This window comes from Amycolatopsis sp. NBRC 101858 (assembly GCF_030269325.1).
Classification (GTDB): Bacteria; Actinomycetota; Actinomycetes; order Mycobacteriales; family Pseudonocardiaceae; genus Amycolatopsis; species Amycolatopsis ponsaeliensis.
The window spans coordinates 219,669-242,775 of the sequence record NZ_BSTD01000003.1 but is presented as its reverse complement, the minus strand read 5'-3'; the positions used below and the strand labels follow the sequence as shown (position 1 = coordinate 242,775).

The window sequence follows — 23,107 nt, the reverse complement described above, 5'->3', positions numbered from 1 at the left end:
CGCGGCACCGCAGAGTGGAACGTCGGCGCCAGGAATCGCAGTCCGGGAACGCCTTGATGACGATCATCGTCGGTGTCTCGCGGACATGGTGACAGGGGCCACATGAATAAAGTAGCCTCTTCTCGCTGCGGTGCGACGGTGCACGGAAGGAGTGGCAGATGGCCACAGGCGTGGAAGCGGGACCACAGGGCAGGCGGGTCGCGATCGCCGGCCTGCTGGGCACCTTCATCGAGTTCTACGACTACACGCTCTACGCGTTCCTGGTCGTCTACCTGGCGCCGCAGTTCTTCCCCTCCGCGGACGCCACCGCCGGAATCCTGGCGACGCTCGGGGTCTTCGGCGTCGGGTACGTGGCGCGGCCGCTGGGGGCGATCTTCTTCGGGCGCCTCGGCGACCGCCGCGGCCGCCGGTTCGCGCTGCTCGTGACGGTCACCGGAATGGGCGCGGCGACCACGATCATGGGCGTGTTGCCCTCCTACGCCCAGATCGGTGTCGCCGCCCCGATCCTGCTGCTCGTCACGCGGCTGGCGCAGGGCTTCTCCGCGGGGGGCGAGATCGGCGGGGCGTCGACCTTCGTCGCGGAGACCGACGGCGGGCGCCGCCGGGGCTGGATGCAGTCCCTGGTGCCGGCCGGGTCCGCGATCGGCGTCGCCACCGCGCCCGCGGTCGCCGGGCTGACCGTCGCGATCCTCGGCCGGCCGGCCATGGCCGAGTGGGGGTGGCGTATCCCGTTGCTCATCTCGGCGGTGCTGGCCGCGTTCGTCCTGCTCTACCGGCGGCGGATCGAGGACTCGGCCGAGTTCCGATCGCTGGTCGAAGCCAACCGCACACGCCGTTCGCCGCTCGCCGCGGCGATCCGCGGGCACTGGCGGATGATCCTGGTGGCGGCGTCGCTGAACCTGTCGAACACCATGATCCTCGCCGTGCTGGTCAACTACATGAACGTCTACCTGCTCAAGACACTCGGGCTGCCGGACGGGCTGGTGTACTGGCTTTCGGCGGCCTGCCTGCTGGTCGCGGCGGCCGGGTTCCTCGCGGGCGGGGCGTGGGTGGACCGGTTCGGGCGCCGGTCGACCATGCTGGTCGGGTACGGCGCCGCGATCGTCCTGGTCTTCCCCTTGTTCCTCCTCATGAGCACGCTGGCGCACGGCGGCGCCGGCGCGGTGCTGCGGGTGGGCGTGGTCTACACATTGACCCTCGCCTTCAGCTACTTCTCCGCCCCGGTGCTGTTCGTGACGATGTCCCAGGCCTTCCCGACCGACGTGCGGTACACCTCGACCGCGTTGGCCTACAACATCGGCGCCGTCCTCGGCGGCGGGATCACGCCCGCGCTCGCCGCGGCGATCACCGCCTCCGCGGGCCCGCAGGCCGCGGGCTGGCTCGTGGTCGCGGCGTGCCTGCTCGGCATCGTCGTGGTACTGGTGCTGACCAGGCGGGCGCGGACGGTCGCGAGTTCCGGTGATCACTGGGGAGCCGAGGCGCGTACCGAGCCGGCGTGAGGCCGGCGCGGTTTCCCGGTGGTCGTCAGCGTTCCACCGGGAACCGGGCCTCGGTCACGACGACCACTCGCTTGCTCGTGTCCATGAAGCGTTCCTCGTCCTCGCGGAGCACCGCGCCGTCCGGGCCGTTGTAGAAGGCCGACCACAGCCGCATCCCGGCCAGGTCGGCGAACCCGATCTCCGTGACGCAGTCGTAGGGCGGCTCCGCCCGGCCGTCACCGAGGACGACGGCGTGGTTCTGTACATAGTGGACGATCGCCCGATCCACTGCCGGAGGAATGGTGCGCGCGAACAGCGGCGCGTGCTCTCGCTCGTAGTAGCGGGAGAAATCATCGAGGGTGAGATCGGGCCTGCGCTTCAGCATCGCGACGATCTTGATCATCAGGCGCCGCCTTCCGACGGGACATCCGGTTCCGCGGAGCGGGGACGGGGCCCGACGAGGTCCCGGCCGACGATGCCCTTCATGATTTCCGTCGTACCGCCGACGAGAGTCTGGACCCGGGCGTCGGCGAAGGCGCGCGAGATCGGGTACTCGTCCATGTAGCCGTAGCCGCCGTGCAGCTGGAGGCACGCGCTGACCACGCGGTTCTGCAGCTCGGTGGCCCACCACTTCGCCTTGGCGCCGGTGACCGCGTCGAAGGATCCCTCGATCAGCTGGTGGATGCACCGCTCGAGGTAGGCCCGGGTGATGTCGACTTCCGTCGTGAGCTCGGCGAGCCGGAACTGCGTGTTCTGGAAGTCGGCGATCCGCTTGCCGAACGCCGTGCGTTCACGGGTGTACTCCACGGTCCAGCGCAACGCCGATTCCGCGGCCACGAGCCCGCGCCAGGCGATCGAGAGGCGTTCGAGCGGAAGCTGCGTGGTCAGCTGCCGGAAGCCGCTGCCTTCCTCTCCGAGGAGCGCGTCGGCGGGGACGCGCAGGTCGTCGAAGAACAGCTCCGCGGTGTCCTGCGCGTGCAGGCCGAGTTTCTTCAGCTTCGCGCCACGGGCGAACCCCGGGGCCGAAGACGGTACGAGAAAGAGCGAAAGCACCGCACGACCGTCGCTTTCACCGGTGCGTGCGGCCACGATCACCAGGTCGGAGCTGAAGCCGTTGGTGATGAACGTCTTGGTGCCGGCGATGACCCAGTCCGAGCCGTCTCGGCGCGCCGAAGTCCGGATGCCGCGCAGATCACTTCCGGCGCGGGGCTCGGTCATCGCGATGGAAGTCACGATCTCGCCTGCGGCCATGCCCGGCAGCCACTGCTTCTTCTGGTCGTCGGTACCGAACTTCGTCAGGTACGAGGCCACGATGTCCTCGTTGATCGAGAAGCTCGACGCGAGCGCGGCCGCGCCGATGGCCGCCAGCTCCTCCTGCACGACGCAGCGGAACCGGTAGTCGTCGGTGCCCGCGCCGCCGAACGGCTCGGGGATCCGCAGGCCGAGAACGCCCGCCGCGCCGGCGGCTTGCCACGCCTCCCGGTCGATCCGGCGGTGCTCTTCCCAGTCCTCGGCGTGCGGCCGGACCGACCGCTCGACGAAGGCGCGCACGGTGTGGCGGAAGGCTTCGTGGTCTTCGTCGTAGAAGGCCTGGGGCATCGGTCGCTCCTGGTGCCACTTGTCTTTTGAATAGATAACTAATATACCCTTTATAGCTCATGGCCCTGGCTGTCCGGGAGGACTCGATGTCGGTCGAACCGCCGCTGGCCGGGCTGAAGGTGCTCGAGTTCCTGGGGCTGGGCCCGGGTCCGTTCGCCGGCATGATGCTGGCCGACCTGGGAGCGGACGTGCTCGCCATCGCCCGGCCCGGGGTCGCGCGCCCGGCGCTCGCCGGGAACCGGCCGGTCCTCGAACTCGACCTCAAGTCCGCCGAGGGGCGTGCGACCGCTTTGCGACTCGCGGAGCGGGCCGACGTCCTGGTCGAAGGGTTCCGCCCCGGGGTCCTCGACCGAGCGGGCTTGTCGCCCGAGGCCGTGCACGCGCGCAACCCCGCGCTGATCTACGCGCGGATGACCGGCTGGGGCCAGCACGGGCCGCTCGCGTCCCGGGCCGGGCACGACATCAACTACATCGGCCTGACCGGCGCGCTGCACCACGCCGCCCGGCGGGGTGCGATACCGACGCCGAGTGCCAACCTGCTCGGGGACTTCGGCGGGGGCGGCATGTACCTCGTCGCGTCGATCCTGGCCGCCGTGCACGGCGGTCGTGGGCAGGTGCTGGACGTGGCCATCGTCGACGGCACCAGTTACCTCACGGCCATGCTGCACGAGTACCGGACCCGGGGGACGTGGTCCGACGAAGCGGGGACGAACCGCCTCGACACCGGGGCTCCCTTCTACGACGTCTACGCATGCGCCGACGGGGGCTACGTCGCTATCGGCGCCCTGGAGCCGCAGTTCTTCGCCGCGCTCGTGGAGCTGCTGGAGCTGGCCCCGGACTGGACGACGCGCCGGGACGATCCGGGTGAGTGGCCGAAACTGCGCGCCGAGATCGAGCAAGCGGTGCGGCGGCGTTCGCGTGCGGAGTGGACGGTCCTGGCCGAGGGCGTCGACGCGTGCCTGACCCCGGTGCTGAGCCTGGGGGAGGCGGCGGAACACCCCCATCTGACCGCCCGGGGCACCTTCGCCCCGGCTTCCGGCGAGCGCGACGGATGGCGTCCCGTGCTGCCCGGCCCGCGGGCGGGCGCGTCCCGCTCAGCGGAAGCGGCGCTCACACGATGGTGTTCCGGCGCCGACCATGACACGGGCGCCGCGGACAACGGCTGACACAGGGAGCGAAGAGCATGACGGTACGTGAGGCCGTGATCGTGGACGCGGTGCGGACGCCGATCGGGAAGCGCAACGGTTCCCTGAGCGAGGTGCACCCGGTCGACTTGTCGGCGGCGGTGCTGAAGGCGCTGGTCGAGCGCACCGGGATCGATCCTGGGAGCATCGACGACGTGATGTGGGGTTGTGTCACGCAGCTGGGTGACCAGTCGAGCAACATCGGGCGGTTCGCGGCGCTCGCCGCAGGGTGGCCGGAAAGCGTCCCGGGCGTCACTTTCAACCGGGCGTGCGGATCCAGCCAGCAGGCTCTGGAGTCGGCGGTGCACGCCGTGGTCGCGGGTGCCTACGACTGGGTGGTCGCGGGCGGTGTGGAGTCGATGTCGAGGGTTCCGCTGGGTGCCGCCCGGCAGTCCGGTGTGCCCTATGGGGAGACCGTGCTGAAGCGGTTCGAAACCGACCGGCTGGAGCAGGGGCCCGGCGCGGAGATGATCGCGCGCAAGTGGGACCTGTCACGACGCCGGCTCGACGAGTACGCCAGCCGCTCGCACGAGCTGGCGGCGGCCGCGATCGACGGCGGCGCCTTCGACGACCACCTGGTCAAGGTCGCGGATCTCGAGCAGGACGAAGGGCTGCGCCGGGGCACGACGCCTGACGTCCTGGCCAAGCTCAAACCGTCCTTTCAGGACGACGGTGTCGTCCACGCGGGCAATTCTTCCCAGATCTCCGACGGCGCCGCCGCGCTGCTCGTCACCACGGCGGAGAACGCCCGCGCGCACGGCCTGCGGCCTCTGGCGCGGATCCGGGCCGGTTCGGTGGCCGGCGCCGACCCGGTGATGATGCTGACCGCGCCGATCCCGGCCACCCGCAAGGTGCTGGACCGCGCCGGGCTCTCGATCCGCGACATCGGCGCGTTCGAGGTCAACGAAGCGTTCGCACCGGTGCCCCTCGCGTGGCAGGTCGAGCTCGGCGCCGACCTCGACCGGCTCAACCCCCTGGGCGGCGCGATCGCCGTGGGCCATCCGCTCGGCGCGTCGGGCGCGATCCTCGCCACCCGGCTGATCCACCACATGCGGCACAACGGGATCGAGCTCGGCCTGCAGACGATGTGCGAAGGTGGCGGAACCGCCAACGCCACCATCTTCGAGCTGGTGGCGTGAACCGCCCGGTGGCGGACGACGTGATCCGGCTGCGCGAGCGCTGGTACGTCGAAGGGCACTACACGTCCAAGACGCTGGCCGAGACCCTCCGCGACGCCGGGCGGCGGTTCCCGGAGACGCGGTTCGTCTTCGCCTCGGACGCCGGGCAGCACACCATGTCCCTCACCGAGGTGCTCGGCGAGGCCCGCAGGGTGGCCGCCGGGCTGGGCCGGCTGGGCGTGCGGCCCGGCGACGTGGTGGCCGTCCAGGTGCCCAACCGGCCGGAGCTGGTGGCGTCCTACTTCGGCGTCTGGCTCGCCGGCGCGGTGCTGGTGCCGATCACGCACATCTACGGCGCGGCCGAGCTGGGGGTCATCCTCCGGGACGCCGGTGCGAAGGTGCTGATCGTGCCGGATGCCTGGCGTTCCATCGATTTCCTGGACCGTCTCAAGACACTCGACGCCGGACCGTCGCTCGAGCACGTCGTCGTCATCGGCGAGCGGCTCCCGCCCGGTGCGGTTCAGTGGTCCGAGCTCGTCACGCGCGACGGGCCGTCGGCGCCCGCCGGCGAGGTGAGCGCGGACGACGTGTGCGCGGTGATCTACACGTCGGGCACGACCGGGGTGCCCAAGGGCGTGCAGCACACGCACAACTCCCTGCTGTGCGAGCTGCGCAAGGGCGACCGGATCAACGAGGCCGCGCCGGGCGACTGCCGGCTCATTCCCTGGCCCTCCGGGCACATCGCTGGGCTGCTGGCGGTCTGCGGCGGCATCACCGCGGGCATGGACACCGTGCTGATGGACCGGTGGGACGACGTCCGCGCGGTCGAGCTCATCGAGGAGTTCGGCTGCACCATCACGAGCGGAACCCCGTTGCACGTCGACGCGATCCTCAGGGCCGCGGCCACCACCGGGCGGAACATCTCCACCCTCCGGTTCGTGCAGGTCGGTGGCACGAACGTGCCGCCGGCGCTGGTGGCGAGGGCGGACGCGGCCGGGGTCGTCGTGGCCCGGGCCTACGGCAGCACCGAACACCCGCGGGTGGCGACCGCGCCGTTGCACGCGCCGGCGCGGCGGCGGTCGTTGACCGACGGCATGGTGCGCTTCGGCGACGAGGTGCGCATCGTCGACGAACAGTTGCGTCCGGTTCCGGCCGGTGAAGCAGGGGAGATCCTCACCCGGGGCCCCAGCCGGTTCGCCGGGTACCGGGACCCGGTCCACGACCGATCCGCGTTCGTGCGGGGCGGGTGGTTCCGCACCGGCGACGTCGGACTCGTGGACGACGAGGGCTACCTGGTCGTCACCGACCGGATCAAGGACATCATCATCCGGGGCGGGGAAAACATCGCCTCGAAGGAGGTCGAGGACATCCTGGCGACCCACCCGCGCGTGCGCCACGCGGCCGTGGTCGCCGAACCCGATCCCAAGTACGGCGAGCGCGTCGCGGCCTTCGTGGTCCTGGCGGACGACGGGACGCTCGACGTCGAGGAGGTGCGCGAGCTCTTCGCGGGCCATCGCGTCGCTCCGCAGAAGGCACCTGAACGGATCGAGGTCGTCGCCGACCTGCCCCGCGCACCTTCGGGGAAGGTCCGCAAGTACGAGCTGCGCGATCGCCTGCGTGCCGAGCACGCGGAATCAACGCGCGCCACGGGGTAGTCCCCGCCGCTCGGCCCGGCCGGGCCGAGCGGCGGATCCGTTATCCGGCAGTGGTTTCTGGTAGCCGGCTCGCCGGTATCACCTTCGGGGCGTCAACGCGGGCGGCGAACAGGTCCCGCACCTGCGGCCGGCCGACCTTCATGGACGGTGTCCGCGGCAGCTGGTCCACGATCCGCAGGGCGACCGGCATCTGGTAGCGCGTGAGCCGGGCGGCGAGGTGGTCGAGGAGCTCCTGTTCGGTCGTCTCGGCCCCCACGGTGACCGCGACGGCCGGGACTTCGCCGAGCCGTTCGTCGGGCAGTCCCACCGCGGCCGCGTCGGTCACCGCCGGGTGCGCGCGCAGGGCGTCCTCGATGACCGAGGGCGGGATCTTGAACCCGCCGCGGTTGATCGCCTCGTCGGCGCGGCCGTGGATGAACAGGAAGCCGTCCTCGTCCTGGGACGCGAGGTCGGTGGTGCGGACCCATGCGTCGTCGGCGGCGGGCAGCTGGGGACCGCGGGCTTCCAGGAGACCGGTCGACCCGGCCGGCAGGACGGCGCCGGTGTCCTTGTCGATGACGCGCAGTTCGATGCCGTGGTGCGGGCGTCCGACGCTGCCTCGCTTGCTCTTGCCCCACTCCTGGTGGTCGGCGAGGGTCCAGCCGGCGATGGCACCGGCGAACTCGGTCGCGCCGTAGGTCGCCAGGACCGGGATGCCGTAACGGGCTTCGAACTGCTCGCCCAGTTCGGGAGGCAGCGGTGCGGTGCCCGACCCCAGGGCGCGCACCCCGCTGAACACCTCGGGTGGCACGTCCGCCTGCAGCACCATGCGGATGGCCGTCGGCGGCAGGCGCAGGACCCGGGGCCGGTGCGTGACGACCAAACGGGCCCAGGCGTGCACCTCGAAGCGTTCCATCAGCGCGACCGTACGGCCTTCGACGGCGTTGCTGATCGCGAAGTAGAGCCCGCTGATGTGGGTCAGTGCGGACCACAGGATGACGGTTCCCTTGCGCAGCCGTGGTTCCCCGTCTTCGCCGAGCAAAGTGCCCGCGCTGGTGAACGCGGAGGTGAGGTGCGTGTAGGTGAGCGCGACCCGCTTGGGTTTGCCCGTCGTGCCGCTGGTCATCATGAGCACGGCGACGTCTTCGGTCGGCAGGCCGGCGGGCGCCGGTCGCCACGGCGCCGGGTGGGCCCGCAGCCGGTGCTCGCCCGAAACGACCAGCGAGATCGCGGCGATCCGTTCCGCCGCGCGGAGAACGGGCTCTCGGGCCCAGTCCTGCTCGTCGGCGACGAGCACGTCGGGACGCAGTGCTTCGACGTCTTCGGCCAGTCCGGCGTCGCCCACGTGCGGGCTGAGTGTGACGATCTGCCGTCCGGTGGCGATCGTGGCCAGCACCGCGGCGAGGTGCCCCGGGCGGTTCCGCAGCACGATGCCCACCCGCCGGGCCGCGGGGTGCTCACGCAGGAGCGTGTCCAGGTCCGTCACCGACTCGGCGAAGTAGGACCAGGAATGGTCCGTCTCCTCGAAAGTCAGTGCCCGGGCGCGGGGATCGACCTCCAGGACCCGCCGGAGCCAGCTGGACAACAGGGGCAGGCCGCGCTCCGCGGGAAGCGCACGTGCTGGGTTCGTCATGGCTTCTTTCCGAAGGGAGGTATAGTTTAGATAAATCAGTTAGCTGATTGTACCTGAGGGGTGATCGGCGGCCAAGCGGCCGAGACCGCGGTGCCGCCACTCCACCAGGCTGCGGTACAAGGGATTCCGGAGGAACGATGCGACTCGACACGATCACGGCGCTCGTCACCGGTGGCGCCTCGGGGCTCGGGGCCGCCACCGCGGAGGCGTTCGTCGCGGCGGGAGCGAAGGTGGTCATCACCGACCTGCCGTCCTCTCCCGGGGCCGACACCGCGGCCGCGCTCGGCCCGGGAGCAAGGTTCGTTCCCGCCGACATCACCGATCCGGACAGCCTGGCCACGCCTCTGGACGCGGCCTGCGAGTCGGGGCAGCTGCGCGCGGTCGTGCACTGCGCGGGCCGCGGCGGCGACCGGCTGCGGATCCTCGACAAGGCCGGCAAGCCCGCCGCGCTGGACAGTTATCGGCAGGTGCTGGAGGTCAACCTCGTCGGCACCTACAACGTCCTGCGGCTCGGGGCGGCGGCGATGGCGGGCAACACGCTCGACGACGGTGATCGCGGAGCCATCGTGCTGACCGCCTCGGCGGCGGCCTTCGAGGGGCAGATCGGCCAGACGTCGTACTCGGCGTCCAAGGGCGGTGTGCACGCGATGACCCTGGTGGCGGCGCGCGACCTCGCGAGCTGGCAGATCCGGGTCAACACCATCGCGCCCGGCACGTTCGACACGCCCATGCTGGCGCGGTTGCGCGAGGACATCCGCGAAAGCATCGCCGAGACGATCCCGCACCCCAAACGGCTCGGCCACGCCGCGGACTACGCCGACCTCGCGTTGTCCGTCGTGCGCAACCCGTACCTCAACGGCGAGACCATCCGGCTCGACGGCGCGCTGCGGATGGGGCCCCGATGAGCGCCGCGCCCGAGGTGATCGTCGAGGCGCGCGACCGGATCCTCGTCATCACCCTGAACCGGCCGGAACAGAAGAACGCGATGACGCTGGCCGCGTCCCGGATCATCGCGGCGGCGCTGGAGCGGCTGGACGACGACCCGGACCTGACGATCGCTGTGCTCACCGGCGCCGGCGGCACGTTCTGCGCCGGAATGGATCTCAAGCGCTTCGCGGCCGGCGAACGTCCCGCTCTGCCGGGACGGGGTTTCGGCGGCATGGTGGAGGCGCCGCCCCGCAAGCCGATCGTCGCGGCGGTCGAAGGCTGGGCCCTCGGTGGCGGGTGCGAGCTGGTGCTCGCGTGCGACCTGGTGGTCGCGGGCCGCGGTGCGCGTTTCGGGTTGCCCGAAGTGCGCCGCGGGCTGGCCGCGCGTGGTGGCGGGATGATCCGGCTCCCGCAACGGGTCCCGCGCGCGATCGCGATGGAGCTGCTGCTGACGGGTGACCCGATCGACGCGGCCCGGGCGGAACGCCTGGGGCTGGTCAACCGCGTGGTCGACGAGGGAACGGCCCTGGACGGCGCGCTGGACCTCGCCGCCCGGATCGCCCGTAACGCACCGCTGGCCGTCCAGTGTTCCAAGGCCGTCGCCTCGGAGGCCGCAGGCTGGCCGCAGGACGAGGTGTGGAGGCGGCAGGCCGTCCACTCCGATCCGGTCTTCGCTTCGGAGGACGCTCGCGAAGGTGCGCGGGCGTTCACCGAGCGCCGCGATCCGGTCTGGACCGGGCGGTAGCGATGAGTCTCAGTGTCAGCGATGAGCAGGAGGAGCTGCGTGCCCTGGTGCGCAAGTTCCTCGGCGACAAGGCTTCTTCGGGCGCGGTGCGCCAGAGCGTCGAGTCCTCCGGAGGCTACGACCGGGAAGGCTGGCCCCAGCTCGCCGGTCAGCTGGGCCTCGCCGCGCTCGCCATTCCCGAGGCGGACGGCGGAGCCGGGGCGGGGCCGGTCGAACTGGGTGTCGTGCTGGAGGAGATGGGGCGCGCGCTCTACTCGGGTCCCTACTTCGGCACCGTGGTACTGGCCGGTCAGGCGTTGACCCATGTCGGCGACGAAACCGCGCGGCGGCGCTGGCTCCCCGCGATCGCCGAGGGCACGCTCACCGCGACCCTCGCGGTGACCGAGGACAACGGCCGATGGGACGTCGCACCGGAGACCGTCGCCGAGCACGACCGTGGCGAGTGGACGCTGCGCGGCGTCAAGACGTACGTCGTGGACGGGCATTCCGCCGATCTGCTCCTCGTTCCGGCACGCTTTGCCGACGGCGTGGGTCTCTTCGCCGTCGAGGCGACTGCTTCCGGCTTGACCCGCACCGAGCTCGACACACTGGACGCGACGCGGCCCCTGGCGAAGATCGAGCTCGCCGGGACGCCGGCGACCCGGGTCGGTGACGGGGACGCCTCGGGCCCGCTCGAGCACGTGCGTGACCTGGTCCGGGCGGCGGTGGCCGCCGAACAGGTCGGCGGCGCCGCGCGGTGCCTGGAGATGGCGGTCGGGTACGCCAAGACGCGCGAGCAGTTCGGCCGTCCGATCGGGTCGTTCCAGGCGATCAAGCACAAGTGTGCGCGCCTGCACGTCGAGATCGAGTGCGCGCGCTCGGCGGCCCGCTTCGCCGGGTCGGTGGCCGGGCAGCCCGGGACCGAGGCCGCGGTCGCGGCTTCGGTGGCCCGGGCGCACTGCTCGGAGGTGTTCACCCACGCGGCCAAGGAGAACATCCAGATCCACGGGGGGATCGGCTACACCTGGGAACACGACGCACACCTCTACCTGCGCCGGGCGAAGTCCTCGGAGCTGCTGTTCGGCTCACCGCGGGAGGAACGCCGCCGCCTGAACCGCCTGCTCGAGATGACGGGACCGAACCGATGACCACCGAACCCGTCGAGGCCTTCCGTGCGCGCCTGAGCGAGTTCCTCACCGGTCACGGCCCGGGGCCGCGGCCCCGTGACCCGGACGAACGGTTCGCGTGGACCCGGGCGTGGCAGGCGACGCTGTTCGACCACGGCTTTGCCGGCCCGGGCTGGCCGGAGGCCTACGGCGGGATGGATCTTCCCTTCGCCCACCAGGTCGCCTACCAGGAGGAGCTGGCGCGTGCGCGGGTACCCGGCCCGGTCGGGACCGGCCTGGGCATCGCCGCGCCGACGATCATCAAGTTCGGCACGGACGAGCAGAAGCGGCGGTGGCTGCCGTCGATGCTCCGGGGCGACCGGGTCTGGGCGCAGGGCTACTCCGAACCGGGAGCGGGCTCCGACCTGCCGGGACTGCGCACCACCGCACGCCGGGAGGGGCCGGACTACGTCGTCACCGGCCAGAAGGTGTGGACCAGCCACGCCGCCCGGGCCGACGTGTTCTTCACCCTCGTGCGCACTGGAGCGGTGGCGGACCGGCAGCGGGGGATCAGCTACCTGATCATCGACGCCCACGCGCCGGGCGTCGAGGTCCGGCCGCTGCGTGACCTCACGGGCGGGCACGTGTTCGCCGAGGTGTTCTTCGACGGGGTGCGGGTGCCGGTCGCCGACCGGGTCGGCGAGGAGAACGGCGGCTGGCCGCTGGTGCGCACCAGCCTGGGGCACGAGCGGGCCGCGGGCGCGATGAACCAGGCCGCCCTGTATCGGCGGGTCCTGACCGAGCTGGAGGAGCTGCTCCGGGAGCGTGGAGCGCTGGCGGACCCGTTGGTGGCCGACCGGGTCGCCGGCTTCGAGATCGGTGTCCGGATCATGCGCTACAACGCACAGCGGACCATCTCGGACATCCTCGCCCATGGCGAACCAGGTCCGGCTTCGTCCATCTCGCGCCTGCACATCACCGCGTTCGAGCAGGAGTTGCACGAGTTCGCCGTCGACGCGCTGGGGCCGGCCGGGCTGCTGGGCCGGAACTCGCCGGGAGCGGTTCAGCGCGCGCGGTGGCTGACCGGGTTCTTGCGCACGCGGGCGTCGACGATCGGTGCGGGCACCGCGGAGATCCAGCTGAACACGATCGCCGAGCAGGTGCTGGGTCTGCCGCACGAGCCGGGCATGCCCGCGGCCGGGTGACGGCGCCGAGCCCGTCAGTCCGCCCGCAACGCCGCGAGCACGAGCCGGACGTGCTCGCGGACCGCGCTGTCTTCCAGCGGCCGGTGCCCGACCAGGAGGCGGAAGTAGAGCGGCGCGTAGAGCAGGTCGAGGACGACGTCGGGGTCCGAGGCGCGGATCTCGCCGTTGTCGATCGCCGCGCGGACGATCTCCACGCCCCGCTCCCGCCGCGCGTTGATGTAGCCGTCGCGGAAGGCCTGGGCGATCTCCGGGTCGGACTGGCTCTCGGCGATGAGCGCGGCCATTGCCGCGCCGGTCGCGCCGCGGAACGACGCGGCCATCCGCAGCAGCCGGTCCTCGACCTCGCCGAGGTGGAAGTCGTCGGGGTAGGGGAGCAGGTCGTCGGACCGGCGCAGGAACGCCGACATGATCACCGCGGCGCGGTTGGGCCACCACTTGTAGACGGTCACCTTGCTGACTCCGGCCCTGGCGGCGATCGCCTCGACGGTCGTGGCTTCCAGCCCCTCGTCGAGCAGCAGTTCGTAGGCCGCGTCGAGGATCTTCGCCTCTGCGCGCGGCCCTTGCTGGGGCCGCCGGGCGCGCCGGGACACCGGACCGGCTGGTGCCGGGCTGGGCATGGCGCACCTCGCAGGTCTCGGCTGAACGTCTTGTTCAGTTTAGGGCACCGGGAGCATTGACAGGGGAGAGGCGGCGACAAAGAATGAACTGTACGTTCAGTTCACATTGCCGGAGTTTTCACGACGAGAGGGACGACCTCATGACCAGCGTCGCCGACACCGGGTACTCCTCCTTCGAGCTGCCGGTCACCCACATCGAGGACACCGCCCCGATGACCGAAGCCGAGCAGGCGATTCGGCGCGATCTGGCCGCCGCCTACCGGTTGTGTGCCGTGTTCGGGTGGGACGACCTGATCTACACCCACATCTCCGCCCGCCTTCCCGGGCCGGAGCACCACTTCCTGGTCAACCCGCTGGGGCTCGGGTTCGACGAGATCACCGCGTCGAGCCTGGTGAAGATCGACCTGGACGGAAACGTCATCGGCGACACCCCGTACCGGCCCAACGCCGCCGGCTTCGTCATCCACGGCGCGATCCACAGTGCGCGGGAGGACGCGCAGTGCGTCATGCACCTGCACAGCGAGGCGGGCATGGCGCTGTCGACGCTGGAGGCCGGCCTGCTGCCGATCACCCAGCACGCGATGCGGTTCCACGGGCGTCTCGGCTACCACGACTACGAGGGCATCGCCCTGAGCACGGCCGAGCGGGAGCGCCTGGTCGCCGACCTCGGCGGCCACGTCGCCCTGATCCTGCGCAACCACGGCACCATCACGACCGGCCGGAGCGTGGCCCAGGCCTTCACGGAGAACTACTACCTGGAGAAGGCGGCTCGCGCCCAGCTCCTGGCGATGGCGGCGGGCAGCCCGCTGATCACGCCGCCGCGGGAGGTGATCGAGCTGACCGTCCGCCAGTGGGTCGGCGATCTGGGTGTCTCCCACGACCGGGAATGGCCGTCGCTGGTGCGCAAGCTGGACCGTGCCGATCCGTCCTACCGGGACTGAGCCGTCCGGGTCACGCCGATCCGCGGCGAGCGGTGCGTGGCTTGTCCCGCGAAGCGACGGGCTCCGGTGTCGCGGTCTCCCGTCGGGCCAGGGCGTCCCGCATCCGGCCGTCGAGGTATTCGGGGTCGTAGTCCTGGCTGCGGAAGCCGGAGATGAGGGTGGCGCAGTATTCGGCCGAGAGGTACGCGGCGTCCCACTGCCCGCCGGGCTTGACCCACTGATAGGTGTGGTTGTGCAGGTTCAGGAACTGCAGGGTCGCCAGGTGCGGGTCCATCTTGCGGAACTGGCCCGCGTCCATGGCCTCGGCGAGGAGTCCTTCGACGAGGGTCTCGAACTCCCGGCGTTGCCGCAGGAGCCGTGCCCGGTTGGCGCCACGCAGGTTGCGGTAGTCGTGCTCGTAGACCCAGATGTGGTCGAGCCGGGCGAGGATGTTCTCGAGCAGGCTGTGGGACAGCATGCGCAACCGGAACACCGGGTCGTCGTCGAGGGCGACGATGCGGCGTGCCGACTGCAGCAGCGGGCGCATGACGCGGTTCTGGATCTCGACGAGAAGGTTTTCCTTCGAACCGATGTAGTAGTAGAGGGCGCCTCGAGCGAGCTCGCAGACTTCGCCGATCTCGGCGATCCCGGTGGCTGCGTACCCCTTCTGGGCGAACAGTGCGGCGCTCCGGTCGATGATCTCCTGCCGCTTGATCTCGTAGCCCGGTCCGTGCCCTGGTGGTCGTGGCATACCAGGAGCATATTCGCCGTCGGACGGGCTTCGGTGCCCGCGTGGACGCGCCGCACGTCACGGGCGTGTCCGGGCAGCCGGGCCGGGTCCGATCAGGTCAGGGGTTGTACCGATCGGTCGAGGTCCCATGGGGTTCTGTCCTGCTGAAGAAGCCTCGGTCGAGCACGGTGGTGTCACCGGCCTTGACCACAAACCGGAAGCTGTCCCCGTCGCCCCAGATGTGCGTGGAAAGGGACTGCCCCGGCAGGACGGGGGCAGCGAACCGAGCGCGGATCTCACCGAACCGCGCCGGATCGGATCCGCACACGGCGTGGAGGATCGCCCGCCCTGCGAACCCGTAGGTGCAGAGTCCGTGCAGGATCGGGCGTTCGAAGCCGGCGCGCGCGGACACCGAGGGATCGGAGTGGAGCGGGTTGCGGTCTCCGCAAAGCCGGTACAGCAGCGCCTGGTTGTCGTTCGTCCGGTAGGTGACGACGTGGTCGGCGGGCCGATCCGGTTCGCTCCACGGCGTGGACGGGCTTGGCGGGCCGCCGAAGCCGCCCTCGCCGAGAACGAAGATCGCCGATATGGTCTCGGCCACGAGCTCGCCGGTCCCGGCATCGGTGACGGTGTTGGTGATGACGACGAGGGCACCGCTCCGCTTGTCGTGGATGCCGGTCACGCGGGAGGTCACGCGGACCCGTCCGGTGGCGGGCAGGAGGCCGGTCACCCGAAGCAGCTGTTCCGCGTGCCGCATCCGGGAACGCGGGAAGTCACCCAGCTTCGGGCCTCGTCGCGAGATCGTGGGCAGGACTGCGAAGGTCGGCAATACCCGCTGGACCGTATCGGGAGGTTTCTCAGTCGTGAACGCGAGTTCGGCGCACGGATCCGGGGTGCCGGCTCCCACCGCAAGGGCGTAGAGGACGGCGTCCTGCGGCGTCCAGGTGTACTCGCCCGAATCCCAGCTCCGCCCGACCGCGCCGAGGTCCATCGGCATCGGCGCACCACCTCGCCCAGTTCGTGCATTCTCCGGCCCTGTCAGGGAAACCGTAACCGCGCCGCCTGGCGGAACGCAGCTGCCGGTACCGGTCAACGGGATGGACGACTGTCGCTGTTGACCGACTGTCCCGCTCACCGGGCGAACTGCCGTGACGGAACGAAGAGAACGCTTTCAATTTGCGTGCTCACCTCTCACGTGGCGACCGGCTCCTCAGCACAAGGAAGTGCATCGATGGCGACATTGCCCGACGAGTCCGACAAAATCCGCGCGACCGACGCTCCGGTTGGCGTGGACGTGACCGGCAGGCCGACGCTCCGGCCGGCGGGGTTGCGTCGCCTGCTGGTCGGCATGACCGTCACGAACTTCCTGCTCTGCGTGCTCTGGGCCGCCGTCGGGGTGACGCTGCTGGCTTTGCAGATCCAGAAGATCGACCCGGCCGGCTACGTCGGCTCCCTCGGCCTGGTCCTGGCCGTCGGGGCGATCGGGTCGATGATTTCGGGGCCGATCATGGGCGCGGTGTCCGACCGGGTGCGCAGCCGGCTGGGCGCGCGGGTGCCGGTCATGCTCGCCGGAGCCGTGCTCACCCTCGTGCTGACCATCCTGATGGGCTCGGCAGGGAGCATCGGCGAGCTCGTCGTGCTCTGGTTCCTGATGCAGTTCGTGACGGTCGGCTGCATCTCGACGAGCATGTACGCGAACCTCCCGGACCGGGTGCCGGTCGCGCGCCGCGGGATGTTCTCGTCGTCGCTCGGGGTCGCCGCGCTCGTGGGAGCCACGGCGGGGCAGGCGTTCGGCTCGAGCTTCGCTTCGGCGGTCTTCGCCGGCTACCTGATCATCGGGGTCGCCCTGCTGGTGGGTGTCGTGCTGCTCGCTCTCGTGGGTGCACAGTCCAACATCGGCCAGCCGAAGAAGCCGGTTCAGGTCGTGGCGTTGCTGCGCACGTTCTGGGTCAGCCCGCGGAAGCATCCCGACTTCGCCTGGACGTTCGCCGCGCGGTTCATGTTGTACAGTGGCTACTTCCTGGTGTCGGGTTACGTTCTCTACACCCTGCAGGACTACGTCGGGCTCGGCACCGAGGGTGCCGTGCGGACGGTGCCGGTCGTCGGCGTGGCCACGCTCGCCGGCGTCCTGGTTTCGACGCCGGTCGCCGGCTTTCTCGTCGACCGGTTCGGCCGGACCAAGCCGATTCTCGTCATCGTCGCCACGGTGCTGGCGATCGGCTCCCTCGTGCCGCTGTTCGCGCCCACGGTCGGCGGGATGATCGCCTACGCGGCGGTCACCGGGTTCGGCTTCGGGGCTTACCTCTCGGTGGACTACGTCCTGATCACCCAGGTGCTGCCGTCGTCGACCGACGCCGCCAAGGACCTCGGGATCATCAACATCACCGCGACCCTGCCGCAGACCGTCGCCGCGGCAGGCGCGGGCCTGATCATCACCCTGTTCCACAGCTACACTGCGCTGTTCCCGATCGCCGCCGTCCTCGGTGTCCTCGGCGGCCTCCTGCTGCTGCCCGTCCGCAGCGTCCGGTAGCGCCGGCGCCCAGGGGGAAGACGCGCTCAGGACGCGGGCGGCCGTCGCGCGTCGTTCTCGATCGCGGGTTCCAGGAGGAAGCAGAGGCTGTCGGCGAGCAGCTCGAGCGGGTCTTCGGTGTCCAGCGGGATGCCCACCTGGACCCACGCGGTCATGAACGACTCCGTCTGCAGCACGACCATCGCGGCTCGTTGCCGTGCCTGCGCATCGGGTACGTCCCGCCATCGCGCCGAGTCGCCGACCAAAGTGGACACGTACCGCGCCTGAGCCTCCAGATAGCGATCCCGCGGGCTGAAGGGCGCGCGCGCCGCCAGCGACGAGGCGGGCCTGACCGCGCGGAGCAGGGAAGTCATGGCCCGCCACCGGTCAGCGGTCGCGCCCAGCCACTGCCGGACGCCGGCCCGGGTGAAGCGGGGGAGGGCGGCCAGGTCGGCGAACGCCTCGCCCATCAGGTTGTACATGCGCTCCGCGAGTGCCTGGACGATCTCGCCCTTGCCGGGGAAGTGCGCGTAGACCGTGACCCGGGAGATGTTGGCGGCCTTGGCGATGTCCTCCATCGTCGCGTCGAAGACGGACTTCTCGTTCAGCACCGTGACGGCGGCGTCCAGCAGCCGGCTGCGAGTCAGGTTCTTCTGCTCTTCGCGCAGGCTCAAGCGCGGCTGCGATTCCACCGGCCCACTATCCCGCATCGGGGTCCAGGGTGTGCGGAGCGCCACCCACGGTGATGACTGTACACAGCATCTGTTTACATTACAAAATGTAAGATGACTGTCCGAGTCGTCCCGCCGAGGCCACTGGGAGGCCGAACCGATGAGCGCAACCGTGGTGAACGAGCCCAGTACCGGCGTTGGGCAGCCTGGGGCGCGCAGACAGGTCCTCAAGGCCCTGAGCGGGCTGCTCATCGCGCTGTTCGTCTCGTCGCTCAGCAGCACCGTGGTGTCGACCGCGCTGCCGAGGATCATCGGGTCGCTGAACGGTTCACCGACGCAGTACACCTGGGTTGTCACCGCAACCCTGCTCAGCGCGGCCGCCACGACCCCGATCTGGGGCAAGCTGTCCGACCTGTTCAGCAAGAAGACGCTCGTGCAAGCCGCCATCGCCGTGTTCGTCCTCGGTTCCATGGCGGCCGGGGTGAGCCAGAGCGCCGGCCAGCTCATCGCGTCGCGGGCGGTGCAGGGCATCGGGGTGGGCGGGGTGCAGGCGCTCGTCCAGATCGCGATCGCCGCGATGATCCCGCCGCGGGAGCGGGGCCGTTACAGCGGCTATCTGAGCAGCGTCACGGCCGTCTCGACCATCGGCGGCCCGCTGCTCGGTGGTGTCGTGGTCGACACGCCGTGGCTGGGCTGGCGGTGGTGCTTCTTCGTCGGGGTGCCGGTCGCGGCCGTCGCCCTGGTGCTGCTCCAGCGGACGCTCCGGCTGCCCGTCATCCGGCGTGGCGACGTGAAGATCGACTACCTGGGCGCGACGCTCATCGCGTCGGGCGTCAGTGTCCTGCTCATCTGGGTCTCGTTCGTCGGCCGGTCGTTCGCCTGGGCGTCGTGGCCGACCGCGTTCATGGTCGGCGGAGCGCTGATCCTCCTCGCCGTCGCGCTGGTGGTGGAGACGCGGGTCGCGGAGCCGATCGTGCCCCTCGGCATCATCAGGCGCCGTACCACCGCGCTGGCCATCGTCGGCAGTCTCGCGGTGGGTACGGCCATGTTCGGCAGTTCGGTGTTCCTCAGCCAGTACTTCCAGCTCAGCCGCGGGTACGCCCCCACGCAGGCGGGCCTGCTGACGATCCCGATGATGGCCGGCATCCTGATCTCCTCCGTCGTCGCCGGCCGGCTGATCAGCAGGATCGGGAAGATCAAGCCGTTCATCGTCGCGGGTGCGGTGTTCCTCATGGCCGGGTTCGCCGGGCTCAGCACGATCGACCGGACGACTCCGCTGGCCTTCGTGGGCGTGGCGATGCTGTTCGTCGGTTTCGGCGTCGGCATGACGCTGCAGAACCTCGTCCTGGCCGTGCAGAACACCGTCCCGCTCAAGGACGTCGGCGCGGCCAGTTCCTCGGTCAGCTTCTTCCGTTCCCTGGGCGGCACGATCGGCGTGTCCGTCCTCGGCGCGGTGCTGGCCCGTCAGGTCGCCGACCAGACCGCGCGCGGCTCCGCCGCCGCACCCGGCCAGGCCGCGCAGGAGATCGTCCGTGACGCCTACGGCGACGCGAGCGGGCACGTCTTCCTCATCTCGGCGTGCGTCGCGGTGCTCGCCGTCGTTGCGGCGCTGCTGCTGAAACCGGTCACCCTCCGCGCCAGCCTGGACCTCGCCGACGTGGGCGAGACGGCGGCCGGTGTCGTGGAGGGTGTCCCCGTCGTCACGCCCGCGGCACTCGAGCCTGAGACGCCGGTGCGTCGTCAAGCCACCTGATCCGGCTACGGCCTTACGCCGTCACCGGCGTCGTGAAGGTCAGCGACCGGGTGGCGAACCGCCAGGCGCCGTCGTGCCGGGTCAGGACGTCCTCGTAGCGTCCGGCCAGCGGGACTTGCCACCCGCTCTCGCCGTGGCTCAGGAACACCAGATCGCTGATCGCGCTGACCTGGCCCCCGTCTTCGGTGGAAACCGTGGTGTTGACGACGAGGTGCCGCTGCGTCCCGCCCCGAGCGGCCAGTCCCCGGTACAGCGCGCGCAGCGAGTCGTGCCCTTCGGCCGGGTCCATGCCGGGCAGGGCGGACACACCGCCGGGGGTGAACAAGGCGACGAGGTCGTCGACCCGGCCGTCATCGAGGGCCTGGCAGTAGGCGGCGATGGCGTGGCGGACCTCGGCGATGACCTCGGAGTGTTCCGGCACGGCGGATCCGGGGGTGGCGGGCATGCGGTGCTCCTCGGTCGTGACACGGATGTTCGGGATGCCGGAAGAACAGCGGGCACCTGTCCGTGGCGACGATAGAACAACCGACCGCTGCCCGGCAACGTACCGGCGGTTCACCATTTTGTTGCTGTGCAAGGTATCTCCCTGCTCTCAGTGAGCCGTTGCCCGGGGGTGCCAGGTGCGCGTATGGTGGCCGCATCGTTGATTCGACCGGTCGGTCTAATGAACTCGATCGAGAGGCGTGGTCCATGAGCATCGGTGCTTGCCGGGTGACGGCGTGACCGGCGTCGGCAAGGTGCTGGTCGTCGGTGCGTCGGCGGCCGGGCTCTCGACCGTGGAAGCGCTGCGCCGCAAGGGGTACACCGGGAAGATCATCGTGCTGGGCGCGGAGCCGCACCCGCCGTACGACCGGCCGCCGCTTTCGAAGCAGGTGCTCTCGGGGGCCTGGGAGCCCGCCCGTGCGGCGTTGCGGGCGGCCGAGGCGCTGGATGCCCTCGACGCGACCTTCCTCCTGGGCGATCCCGCTTCGGGGCTCGATGTGGGCGAGCGGACCGTGCACACCGTGTCGGGTAGCGCCCTGCGGGCCGACGTCGTCGTGATCGCCACCGGCGCACGGCCGCGCAGGCTGCCCGGCCAGGAAGCCCTGTCCGGAGTGCACGTCCTCCGTACGCTCGACGACACCCGGGCGCTCGGCCGGGAGCTCGTCCCGGGCACCCGGCTGGTGGTCATCGGAGAAGGCGTCCTGGGCGCCGAGATCGCGGCCACGGCCCGGACGATGGGCGCCGACGTCACGATGACCGGACCGCAACCGGCCCCTCTTGCCCTGCAGGTCGGCCCGCTGGTGTCGGATCTGCTGGCCGGGCTCCACACCGCCCACGGGGTCCGGCTCCGTCTCGGCACCGGGGTCGTCGGGTTCACCGGCGACGCGGGGAGGGTGACCGGAGTCCGGCTCGGCACCGGCGAGGTGCTGCCCGCCGACGTGGCGGTGGTCGCGATCGGCGCGATCCCCGAGACCGGCTGGCTCGACGGCAGCGGCCTCACCCTGGACAACGGCGTGGTGTGCGACTCGCGGTGCCGCGCCGCCGACGGCGTCTACGCGGCGGGCGACGTGGCCCGCTGGCACCACGACCACCTCGGTGACCTGCTCCGGCTGGAGAACCGGACCAACGCGACGGAACAGGCCCAGGCTGTTGCCGGGGCGATCCTCGGCGACGACCGGCCCTACACCCCGGTGCCGTACTTCTGGACCGACCAGTTCGACGTCAAGGTCCAGGTGCACGGGTTCCTGCCCGCGGACGCCGAGGTGGAGATCACCGACGGCGAGCTCGCGGCGGGCCGGTTCGTCGCCCGGTACCGCAGGAACGGCGCCGTAACCGGAGTGCTCGGCTGGAAGATGCCCAAGCAGGTCCGCCTGAGACGGAACGACATCGCCGGCCTGGCTCCGGCCCGCTGAGCCGACCCCGCCCGGCCGCGGCCGGCGAATCGATGAGGAGAACGCGTGACCGACGAAAAGGTGTGGCCGCAGCACGTGCTCGGCAAGGAGCTGAACAACTGGGGCCGCTGGGGTGAGGACGACCAGATCGGCACGCTCAACTTCGTGACCCCGGAGAAGCGGATCGCGGCCGCGCAGCTCGTGCGCACCGGCAAGGCGTTCGACCTCGGGATGCCGTTCGACAAGGAAGGCCCGTTCAAGGCGGGCGGCTTCCGGACCAACCCGATCCACCTGATGACGCTGCTGCCCTCGGACACCCCGACCGCGGACGGGCTGATCTCGGCCGACGACATGATCATCACCGGCCTGCAGTCGGCGACGCAGTGGGACGGCCTCGCGCACGCCGGCTACGGCGGCCGGTTCTACAACAACGTGCCGGCGGCCGCGGTGAACAACTTCACCGGGGCTTCCCGCAACTCCTTCCACCACGCCGTGACCCGCTTGATCTCCCGCGGGGTGCTGCTCGACATCCCGCGGCTCAAGGGCGTCGACCGGCTCGAGGACTCCTACGAGATCACCGAGGCGGACCTGCTGGCGGCGGAAGAACGGCAGGGGGTGCGGGTCGGGTCCGGCGACATCGTGCTGTTGCGCACCGGGTCCTACCAGTGGTTCCTCGAAGGCGACCGGGCGCACTTCCTGGGCAACGCGCCCGGGCCCGGCCTGGACACCTGCCGGTGGCTGCACGGCCGCGAGGTCGCGGCGCTGGCGATGGACAACCACTCCGGTGAGGTGTGGCCGAGCCCGGTCGAAGGCGCCATGATCCCGTTCCACCAGGTCACGATCCGCGACATGGGGCTGACCCTGGGGGAGATGTTCAACCTGGAGGAGCTGGCCGAGGACTGCGAGGCCGACGGCGTCTGGGAGTTCCTCTTCTGCGCGCCCGGCCTGAAGGTCACCGGCTCGACCGGGTCGCCGATCACCCCGATCGTGCTGAAGTGATGACGAGTTTCGCCGCGGTGTACGCGGGCGTCGAAGCGACCATCGCCGAACACGCGCACGCGCAGGACGAGGGCCGGGTCGCCGACATGGTCGCGCTGTACTGGCCCGATGGCGTGGTCGAGATCCCCGGGATGGCGACGCTGAGCGGCGTGGAAGCCATCCGTGAGGCGTTCTCGCAGGCCGCTTGGCAGCCGGATCCGGCCCATCCGCGGCGGCACATCGTGGCCAACACGGTCGTGACGGAGTGGACCGGCCACGAGGCGAAGGCGACCAGCGACGTCGTCATGCTCAGGTTCGACGGCACCGCGTGGGCTCCCGCGATCGTCGCGCGCTACCACGACGAGTTCGGCGAGTCCGGCGGCCGTTGGCTGCTGCGCCGCCGGTCGGACGAGTACGTGGGCTACCACCCCTGATCGGAACGGACTC

22 protein-coding genes are annotated in these 23,107 nt (G+C 70.8%); 14 read left to right on the top strand and 8 right to left on the bottom strand.

From position 1 onward, the window contains the following. Positions 1 to 158 precede the first annotated feature (158 nt). Positions 159 to 1,499 carry an MFS transporter gene (locus tag QSK39_RS24485; protein ID WP_285480162.1) on the top strand — a complete coding sequence of 447 codons (1,341 nt, stop codon included), beginning with the start codon at positions 159 to 161 and terminating at the stop codon, positions 1,497 to 1,499. A gap of 25 nt (positions 1,500 to 1,524) precedes the next feature. Here QSK39_RS24485 and QSK39_RS24480 read toward each other — a convergent pair whose 3' ends face one another. Both QSK39_RS24480 and QSK39_RS24475 read right to left on the bottom strand, forming a co-directional pair. Further along, positions 1,525 to 1,881: an EthD domain-containing protein gene (locus QSK39_RS24480; protein ID WP_285480161.1), complete on the bottom strand. Its 357-nt coding sequence runs from the start codon at positions 1,879 to 1,881 to the stop codon at positions 1,525 to 1,527. Further along, positions 1,881 to 3,077 (bottom strand): acyl-CoA dehydrogenase family protein, encoded by a 1,197-nt coding sequence (locus QSK39_RS24475; protein WP_285480160.1) that lies wholly within the window; start codon positions 3,075 to 3,077, stop codon positions 1,881 to 1,883. Before QSK39_RS24475 ends, QSK39_RS24480 begins: the two co-directional genes overlap by 1 nt. Before the next feature lie 59 nt (positions 3,078 to 3,136). Here QSK39_RS24475 and QSK39_RS24470 point away from each other — a divergent pair, with 59 nt between their 5' ends. Genes QSK39_RS24470 through QSK39_RS24460 form a run of 3 tightly spaced genes read left to right on the top strand, consistent with a single transcriptional unit; the run spans position 3,137 to position 7,034 of the window. Beyond that, positions 3,137 to 4,243: a CaiB/BaiF CoA transferase family protein gene (locus tag QSK39_RS24470; protein WP_285480159.1), complete on the top strand. Its 1,107-nt coding sequence runs from the start codon at positions 3,137 to 3,139 to the stop codon at positions 4,241 to 4,243. 17 nt (positions 4,244 to 4,260) lie between these two features. Next, positions 4,261 to 5,400, top strand: a complete 1,140-nt coding sequence (locus QSK39_RS24465) for a thiolase family protein (protein ID WP_285480158.1) — start codon at positions 4,261 to 4,263, stop codon at positions 5,398 to 5,400. Further along, complete coding sequence (locus QSK39_RS24460; RefSeq protein ID WP_285480157.1) at positions 5,397 to 7,034, top strand: AMP-binding protein; 1,638 nt, start codon at positions 5,397 to 5,399, stop codon at positions 7,032 to 7,034. Before QSK39_RS24465 ends, QSK39_RS24460 begins: the two co-directional genes overlap by 4 nt. Positions 7,035 to 7,074: 40 nt before the next feature. Here the strand turns inward: QSK39_RS24460 and QSK39_RS24455 are convergent, their stop codons facing one another. After that, positions 7,075 to 8,646, bottom strand: a complete 1,572-nt coding sequence (locus tag QSK39_RS24455; RefSeq protein WP_285480156.1) for a class I adenylate-forming enzyme family protein — start codon at positions 8,644 to 8,646, stop codon at positions 7,075 to 7,077. 137 nt (positions 8,647 to 8,783) lie between these two features. Here QSK39_RS24455 and QSK39_RS24450 point away from each other — a divergent pair, with 137 nt between their 5' ends. From QSK39_RS24450 to QSK39_RS24435, 4 genes are read left to right on the top strand one after another with little or no spacing between them, the layout of a single operon-like run. After that, complete coding sequence (locus QSK39_RS24450; RefSeq protein ID WP_285480155.1) at positions 8,784 to 9,551, top strand: SDR family NAD(P)-dependent oxidoreductase; 768 nt, start codon at positions 8,784 to 8,786, stop codon at positions 9,549 to 9,551. Continuing rightward, on the top strand, positions 9,548 to 10,318 hold the full coding sequence (locus tag QSK39_RS24445; protein WP_285480154.1) for a crotonase/enoyl-CoA hydratase family protein: 771 nt from the start codon (positions 9,548 to 9,550) through the stop codon (positions 10,316 to 10,318). The genes QSK39_RS24450 and QSK39_RS24445 overlap by 4 nt, the downstream gene beginning before the upstream one ends. A 2-nt stretch (positions 10,319 to 10,320) precedes the next feature. Next, on the top strand, positions 10,321 to 11,445 hold the full coding sequence (locus tag QSK39_RS24440; protein WP_285480153.1) for an acyl-CoA dehydrogenase family protein: 1,125 nt from the start codon (positions 10,321 to 10,323) through the stop codon (positions 11,443 to 11,445). Further along, positions 11,442 to 12,608, top strand: a complete 1,167-nt coding sequence (locus QSK39_RS24435) for an acyl-CoA dehydrogenase family protein (protein WP_285480152.1) — start codon at positions 11,442 to 11,444, stop codon at positions 12,606 to 12,608. The genes QSK39_RS24440 and QSK39_RS24435 overlap by 4 nt, the downstream gene beginning before the upstream one ends. Before the next feature lie 14 nt (positions 12,609 to 12,622). On the opposite strand, the gene QSK39_RS24430 is transcribed toward QSK39_RS24435, so the two are convergent. Then, the gene (locus tag QSK39_RS24430) at positions 12,623 to 13,225 is read right to left on the bottom strand and encodes a TetR/AcrR family transcriptional regulator (protein ID WP_285480151.1); all 603 of its coding nucleotides are present in this window, start codon (positions 13,223 to 13,225) and stop codon (positions 12,623 to 12,625) included. Positions 13,226 to 13,365: 140 nt separating this feature from the next. Here QSK39_RS24430 and QSK39_RS24425 point away from each other — a divergent pair, with 140 nt between their 5' ends. After that, entirely contained in the window at positions 13,366 to 14,166 is an 801-nt protein-coding gene (locus tag QSK39_RS24425; RefSeq protein ID WP_285480150.1) for a class II aldolase/adducin family protein, read from the top strand. A gap of 10 nt (positions 14,167 to 14,176) precedes the next feature. Here QSK39_RS24425 and QSK39_RS24420 read toward each other — a convergent pair whose 3' ends face one another. After that, entirely contained in the window at positions 14,177 to 14,896 is a 720-nt protein-coding gene (locus QSK39_RS24420) for a TetR/AcrR family transcriptional regulator (RefSeq protein WP_285480149.1), read from the bottom strand. Between the two features lie 97 nt (positions 14,897 to 14,993). Further along, on the bottom strand, positions 14,994 to 16,010 hold the full coding sequence (locus QSK39_RS24415) for a MaoC/PaaZ C-terminal domain-containing protein (protein WP_285480148.1): 1,017 nt from the start codon (positions 16,008 to 16,010) through the stop codon (positions 14,994 to 14,996). 96 nt (positions 16,011 to 16,106) lie between these two features. On the opposite strand from QSK39_RS24415, the gene QSK39_RS24410 reads away from it, so the two are divergent. After that, the gene (locus QSK39_RS24410) at positions 16,107 to 17,405 is read left to right on the top strand and encodes an MFS transporter (protein WP_285480147.1); all 1,299 of its coding nucleotides are present in this window, start codon (positions 16,107 to 16,109) and stop codon (positions 17,403 to 17,405) included. Between the two features lie 26 nt (positions 17,406 to 17,431). On the opposite strand, the gene QSK39_RS24405 is transcribed toward QSK39_RS24410, so the two are convergent. Beyond that, positions 17,432 to 18,076, bottom strand: coding sequence for a TetR/AcrR family transcriptional regulator (locus QSK39_RS24405; protein ID WP_285480146.1), 645 nt, complete (start codon positions 18,074 to 18,076; stop codon positions 17,432 to 17,434). A 139-nt stretch (positions 18,077 to 18,215) separates the two neighbouring features. On the opposite strand from QSK39_RS24405, the gene QSK39_RS24400 reads away from it, so the two are divergent. Then, complete coding sequence (locus QSK39_RS24400; protein ID WP_285480145.1) at positions 18,216 to 19,808, top strand: MDR family MFS transporter; 1,593 nt, start codon at positions 18,216 to 18,218, stop codon at positions 19,806 to 19,808. A gap of 13 nt (positions 19,809 to 19,821) precedes the next feature. Here QSK39_RS24400 and QSK39_RS24395 read toward each other — a convergent pair whose 3' ends face one another. Continuing rightward, positions 19,822 to 20,253 (bottom strand): nuclear transport factor 2 family protein, encoded by a 432-nt coding sequence (locus QSK39_RS24395; protein ID WP_285480144.1) that lies wholly within the window; start codon positions 20,251 to 20,253, stop codon positions 19,822 to 19,824. Between the two features lie 274 nt (positions 20,254 to 20,527). Here QSK39_RS24395 and QSK39_RS24390 point away from each other — a divergent pair, with 274 nt between their 5' ends. From QSK39_RS24390 to QSK39_RS24380, 3 genes are read left to right on the top strand one after another with little or no spacing between them, the layout of a single operon-like run. After that, complete coding sequence (locus QSK39_RS24390) at positions 20,528 to 21,703, top strand: NAD(P)/FAD-dependent oxidoreductase (RefSeq protein ID WP_285480143.1); 1,176 nt, start codon at positions 20,528 to 20,530, stop codon at positions 21,701 to 21,703. A gap of 45 nt (positions 21,704 to 21,748) precedes the next feature. After that, positions 21,749 to 22,681, top strand: coding sequence for a cyclase family protein (locus QSK39_RS24385; RefSeq protein WP_285480142.1), 933 nt, complete (start codon positions 21,749 to 21,751; stop codon positions 22,679 to 22,681). Further along, positions 22,681 to 23,094: a nuclear transport factor 2 family protein gene (locus QSK39_RS24380; protein WP_285480897.1), complete on the top strand. Its 414-nt coding sequence runs from the start codon at positions 22,681 to 22,683 to the stop codon at positions 23,092 to 23,094. The genes QSK39_RS24385 and QSK39_RS24380 overlap by 1 nt, the downstream gene beginning before the upstream one ends. Positions 23,095 to 23,107 lie beyond the last annotated feature (13 nt).

Excerpts from the sequence above, each read along its gene's own strand:
- QSK39_RS24485 (WP_285480162.1), top strand. The coding sequence starts at position 159 with ATGGCCACAGGCGTGGAAGCGGGACCACAGGGCAGGCGGGTCGCGATC.
- QSK39_RS24480 (WP_285480161.1), bottom strand. The coding sequence starts at position 1,881 with ATGATCAAGATCGTCGCGATGCTGAAGCGCAGGCCCGATCTCACCCTC.
- QSK39_RS24475 (WP_285480160.1), bottom strand. The coding sequence starts at position 3,077 with ATGCCCCAGGCCTTCTACGACGAAGACCACGAAGCCTTCCGCCACACC.
- QSK39_RS24470 (WP_285480159.1), top strand. The coding sequence starts at position 3,137 with ATGGCCCTGGCTGTCCGGGAGGACTCGATGTCGGTCGAACCGCCGCTG.
- QSK39_RS24465 (WP_285480158.1), top strand. The coding sequence starts at position 4,261 with ATGACGGTACGTGAGGCCGTGATCGTGGACGCGGTGCGGACGCCGATC.
- QSK39_RS24455 (WP_285480156.1), bottom strand. The coding sequence starts at position 8,646 with ATGACGAACCCAGCACGTGCGCTTCCCGCGGAGCGCGGCCTGCCCCTG.
- QSK39_RS24450 (WP_285480155.1), top strand. The coding sequence starts at position 8,784 with ATGCGACTCGACACGATCACGGCGCTCGTCACCGGTGGCGCCTCGGGG.
- QSK39_RS24445 (WP_285480154.1), top strand. The coding sequence starts at position 9,548 with ATGAGCGCCGCGCCCGAGGTGATCGTCGAGGCGCGCGACCGGATCCTC.
- QSK39_RS24440 (WP_285480153.1), top strand. The coding sequence starts at position 10,321 with ATGAGTCTCAGTGTCAGCGATGAGCAGGAGGAGCTGCGTGCCCTGGTG.
- QSK39_RS24435 (WP_285480152.1), top strand. The coding sequence starts at position 11,442 with ATGACCACCGAACCCGTCGAGGCCTTCCGTGCGCGCCTGAGCGAGTTC.
- QSK39_RS24430 (WP_285480151.1), bottom strand. The coding sequence starts at position 13,225 with ATGCCCAGCCCGGCACCAGCCGGTCCGGTGTCCCGGCGCGCCCGGCGG.
- QSK39_RS24425 (WP_285480150.1), top strand. The coding sequence starts at position 13,366 with ATGACCAGCGTCGCCGACACCGGGTACTCCTCCTTCGAGCTGCCGGTC.
- QSK39_RS24420 (WP_285480149.1), bottom strand. The coding sequence starts at position 14,896 with ATGCCACGACCACCAGGGCACGGACCGGGCTACGAGATCAAGCGGCAG.
- QSK39_RS24410 (WP_285480147.1), top strand. The coding sequence starts at position 16,107 with ATGGCGACATTGCCCGACGAGTCCGACAAAATCCGCGCGACCGACGCT.
- QSK39_RS24400 (WP_285480145.1), top strand. The coding sequence starts at position 18,216 with ATGAGCGCAACCGTGGTGAACGAGCCCAGTACCGGCGTTGGGCAGCCT.
- QSK39_RS24395 (WP_285480144.1), bottom strand. The coding sequence starts at position 20,253 with ATGCCCGCCACCCCCGGATCCGCCGTGCCGGAACACTCCGAGGTCATC.
- QSK39_RS24380 (WP_285480897.1), top strand. The coding sequence starts at position 22,681 with ATGACGAGTTTCGCCGCGGTGTACGCGGGCGTCGAAGCGACCATCGCC.